Here is a 4,964-nt window from a genome sequence, read left to right on the forward strand (position 1 = left end):
ACTACGTGGGCGTTACCATCCACGCATTCTGCGGTAGGATTACCCCGAATGAAAGGGGTAGCTTTTTAGGCAATCTGTGATGTAACTTCTTGTCGACAAGCAGAGAGCACAGAGGCACGCAGAGAAAAACAACACATCTCTGCGCCTCTCGGCGTCCTCTGCGCTGAATCTTTTTTGACGCAATCCATTTATCCAGAATAAATTAAAAAGTCACTCCTTTTAGTGCAAAAGCTAATCCAGGCAGCAAGGGTTAATCTATTGTCACGCTCTGGCGGGTACGACTTATAGAATGCCGGAGGGGATATCGGACTGCGGTTGCGCAGGTGGAGGGCGTGTTTGAGCGGTTGAGGGGTAGGCATTAATACTTGAAAAGGAAACTCTGGTAAGGGAGGATTTCATCATGAGGATATTTTTGATTCTTGTGCTGTTGGTACTTATTTCAGGATGCATAGCCAGTGAGCCAGATGAAGAGACCCTTATAGAGGAGGACATAAATATGGATGCAATATCGATTTCTTCAGACGTTTTTAAGAACGGTGGTATGCTGTCGTCCGAATATACATGTGACGGAAATAATGTATCACCAGACCTGTCCTGGGACACAATCCCGGACGGCACACAATCCATCGCCTTGATAGTGGACGACCCGGACGCCCCGGGTAAAACCTGGGTCCACTGGGTGATCTACAATATACCTGCCAGCAGCACCGGACTGCCCCCGGGTGTGCCCAAGAACAAAAGCCTGGACGACGGCAGCCTGCAGGGCAAGAACGATTTTGGCAAGATCGGCTATAACGGACCCTGCCCGCCGCCGGGCAAGCCCCACAGGTATTTCTTCAAGGTATATGCCCTGGATACTACACTCAACTTAAAGAGCGGTGCAACCAAATCCCAGCTCGAGACTGCCATGTCAGGGCACATTCTGGCACAGGGAGAGATAGTAGGGAAATACGGGCGCTGATTGAGTATGTAGCTGCTGCGAACCGGGGATCATTCTTTTACGTTTGTGTCTTCGGGCATTGTTGGTCTTTTATTAGGTTTATATAAAATTATTAGTATAAATATATAAATATATTGTGACATTATCACAAGATTTATAAGCTATGAGTTTTTAAGATTTGTTAAATATTCAGAAAATATCTTGAACGAAAGTGTCAGGATGATTTCAGGATTTGCGCAATTTCATAATTCGAATTTCAGTGTGGGATGCAAGATGAATTATAAGCGCCGTTGTTGTGTAAAGTGTATTCTTGCAAAGAATGTAAGAAGTAGCGGGAATAGCATAATTCACTGCTGGATATCGATGCTACTGACTGGCATTTGTGGGACAACGGCGGGCGCGGTTCAACCGAGGGCGTTTTACTAACAGAAGGTGTTTACTGAATAAAATAACAGATGAGGTGTAGGTTATGCGAACAAGATCAATAATTATTACAATCGTTGTTGCATTGCTGCTGTTCTCAGCGGCTTCGAATGCAGTTTGTGCAAAGGGACAGGGCAGCCTGATCGATGAACTGGCAGAGATCGATTCATTCCACCCGCCGAAGATCGGTGATCCGATAAATATGATGTATAACGAATGGCACTACTTCAATGTGATCGATGAAGAACAGGGCCTTTCCTTGATGACCACATTGAAACTAAGCGGTGATATCTATAATTCCTCTAATAGTTTGGCTACGATTGTATTGAGTTATTCCACACCTGATGGTGAAAAATTTATAGGGGATATTTACCCGATAACTCCAGATCAGGTGGAATTTTCAAGTGAAACACCCGATCTTCGAATCTACAGCAGTATGGTCATGCTAAACGAAGAAGGATACCATGTTTATGTCGAATCTGCTGATAGCCTGACGGTTTTTAATGCCATGTTTAAGCCATTTACCGAGCCATCCCCGCTTTTTATTGCACCATTTGAACCAGGGCGAGTGGTCAACTGGCTGGTTGCATCGCCAAAGATGAAAGTAGATGGTACACTTACTACCAGTAAAGGAACCGCACAGGAAAAGACATACACCCTGAAAAACACAAGAGGTTACCATGATCACAACTGGGGCTACTGGTTGTGGCAGGACGATATCGGATGGGACTGGGGACAGGCGAGCGAGAGCAAGAACCACCTGGATGGAAATGATGTGGGTAAATATGCGTTTTGCTTTGGGAACGTTACCGACAATGAACATACCAAATCAAGAGGTGCTGTACTCAATATATGGAAGAATAAAAAGATAATTGCGAGATTCGAGGATGAGGAGATACAAATCCAGCACGACTATATGACCACGATACCTCAACTTTCAAACAATCCATTCCCAATGGTAACAGTCCTCACAGCCGATTCTGGAGAGAACAGTATGAGTATCACTTTTAATACCGAATACTTCACCCCAATTCCAATAGAGGTTGGACCGTATAAATATCTGGTAATATGGGAACTGACCGGGACATATGATGTCAATGGATGTATAGATGGAAAAACAGTTTCGTACACATCGAAAGGATTTATGGAATATGTGGCATGAGGTGTAAAACTGGTAGAAGGAACCCATAATACTTACTTGGAGGAGATGGCTGTTGAGGGTCTTCTTGATCATCGCACTACTGATATTATTTTTAGGATGTATATCCGACCAATCAGAGCAAGAAATCCAAACAGACGAGGATACCATAATGAAACAAATCTCGATATCATCAGATGCCTTTAAAGCCGGCACCAGCATACCAGTCGAACACACCTGCGATGGTGAGGACCGCTCCCCTGCACTCTCATGGGACACCGTCCCAGCGGGCACACAGTCCATCGCTCTTATCGTGGACGACCCCGACGCCCCAGGCAAAACATGGGTCCACTGGGTGATCTACAACATACCTGCCAGCACCACCGGGCTGCCCGGTGCGGTGCCCAAGAACAAGACCCTGGACGACGGCAGCCTGCAAGGCAAGAACGATTTTGGCAGGATCGGCTATAACGGACCCTGCCCGCCGCCGGGTAAGCCCCACAGGTATTTCTTTAGGGTATATGCCCTGGATACTACACTTAGCTTAAAGAGCGGTGCCACCAGATCCCAGCTTGAAGCTGCCATGTCAGGGCACATCCTGGCACAGGGAGAGATGCTAGGGAAATACGGGCGCTGATTGATTGTAATCCTGAGGGCATCTTCCTTATCAGATGGACTGATGCCTATTCCCTGGTATTTCATCTGAGACCGTTACATTACATGCTTGTATTATCTAACTAACCACAGATGAACGCAGATAAACGCGGATACGCTGCCTGAAAATCTGCGTTCATCTATGTTTATCTGCGGTTTTATAATATTCACCAACACGAATTGAAACGGTCTCTTTTTTTAGATAAAATCATATACAATAAACTCCTAAATGAAGTAATTATTATTCAAATTAAGTATGAAAGAGAGTATAAAAATTTTAAAAAGAATATTCTGCTAAATATTATACTCGTGTAGTTGAGCTAAAAGAGGAAGATTGCAAAGCAATGGGATTGCAGATTCAATAATTTAGTCCCAGTGCCCAAATTGGTAAAAATATGATTGAACCACCAGGACAAAGGTCTAAAGATATCATCGACTGCGATTGTGATGTAATGTCAGCATGTTTGGCCCGCCCTTATCCACTGGTCGTGGACAGGGCAGAGGGTTCTGTCATCACGGACGTGGAAGGCAGGGAGTACATAGATTTTGTGGCAGGTATAGCTGTAATGAATGCGGGCCATTCCAACCCGGTAGTCTCGTCAGCAATATCGGCACAATTGAAAAAGATAGCACACTGCGGATTCCCTGACTTCTATGCCGAGCCCCCTGTCAAACTCGGACAAAAACTGAAAAGCCTGACCCGATATGACCGTGTGTTTTTGTGTAACAGCGGGACTGAATCCGTGGAAGCTGCCATCAAACTGGCCATGTGGAAGACTAAACGGCAGAATCTGGTAGCTTTCTACAATTGTTTTCACGGCCGGACACTTGGCTCCCTGTCCTTGACATGTTCAAAGATCAGGCAAAAAGAACATTTTCCCTCCCTCAGGGTTGTGCACGCCCATTATGCTTACTGCTACCGCTGTCCCCTTAACCTGGAATATCCGGATTGCGGTATATCATGTGCAGGGGAGATAGAATCACTTATCTTCAAGCGTGAACTTAGTCCCAATGACACTGCTGCCATTGTTGTGGAGCCGGTGCAGGGTGAGGGTGGTTATATCGTACCGCCGCCCGAATTCCACAAGGAGATAAGGCGCATCTGTGACGACCATAATGTGCTGATGGTGGCCGATGAGGTGCAGGCGGGCTGCTGGCGTACAGGTACCTTCATGGCTATGGAGAACTTCGGTGTCAGGGCAGATATCGTATGCATGGCAAAGGCACTGGGTGCAGGCCTGCCCCTGGGTGCCATGCTGTCAGGCAGCGAAATAATGGACTGGCCACCGGGTACTCATTCCAATACATTCGGCGGCAACCTGCTGGCGTCGGCTGCTTCCCTGGCGTCACTGGAGTTCATGGAAAAAGAGGAGCTGGGCAGCCATGCAAGGGAACTGGGAGGGCATATCATGCAGCGTTTGAGGGAGATGCAGTCAGAATATCCTGTTATCGGGGATGTGCGCGGTCTTGGGCTGATGATAGGGGTAGAGTTCGTTAAGCCGGACGGATCAATTAACCCTGGTTTACGGGACAGGATCGTTGTTGAAGGGTTCAGGGAAGGCATTGTCCTTCTCTCATGCGGCGACTCTGCTATTAGGTTCTCCCCGCCGCTGGTCATGACCAGGGAGGAAGCCGACATCGGGCTGGACCGGTTTGAGGCTGCACTGAAGAGGGCTCTCAAATAGATCAAGCCGTCAAATGGGTTACAGTCGAGACCGTTACATTAAATGTTGGTATTATCAAACTAACCGCAAATGAACGCGGATAAACGCGGATACGCTACCTGAAAATCTGTGTTCATCTGTGTTC

4 protein-coding genes are annotated in these 4,964 nt (G+C 46.8%); all 4 read left to right on the forward strand.

The window, feature by feature from the left end; all coding sequences use genetic code 11:
* Positions 1–400: 400 nt before the first annotated feature.
* The 4 genes from HF974_03755 (at position 401) to HF974_03770 (ending at position 4,840) form a co-directional block, all read left to right on the forward strand.
* The gene (locus tag HF974_03755; GenBank protein ID MBC2697454.1) at positions 401–961 is read left to right on the forward strand and encodes a YbhB/YbcL family Raf kinase inhibitor-like protein; all 561 of its coding nucleotides are present in this window, start codon (positions 401–403) and stop codon (positions 959–961) included.
* 448 nt (positions 962–1,409) lie between these two features.
* Positions 1,410–2,525, forward strand: a complete 1,116-nt coding sequence (locus tag HF974_03760; protein ID MBC2697455.1) for a hypothetical protein — start codon at positions 1,410–1,412, stop codon at positions 2,523–2,525.
* 148 nt (positions 2,526–2,673) lie between these two features.
* Positions 2,674–3,138 carry a YbhB/YbcL family Raf kinase inhibitor-like protein gene (locus HF974_03765; protein MBC2697456.1) on the forward strand — a complete coding sequence of 155 codons (465 nt, stop codon included), beginning with the start codon at positions 2,674–2,676 and terminating at the stop codon, positions 3,136–3,138.
* Between the two features lie 412 nt (positions 3,139–3,550).
* On the forward strand, positions 3,551–4,840 hold the full coding sequence (locus tag HF974_03770; GenBank protein ID MBC2697457.1) for an aminotransferase class III-fold pyridoxal phosphate-dependent enzyme: 1,290 nt from the start codon (positions 3,551–3,553) through the stop codon (positions 4,838–4,840).
* Positions 4,841–4,964 lie beyond the last annotated feature (124 nt).

The organism is ANME-2 cluster archaeon, from assembly GCA_014237145.1.
Classification (GTDB): domain Archaea; phylum Halobacteriota; class Methanosarcinia; order Methanosarcinales; family Methanocomedenaceae; genus Methanocomedens_A.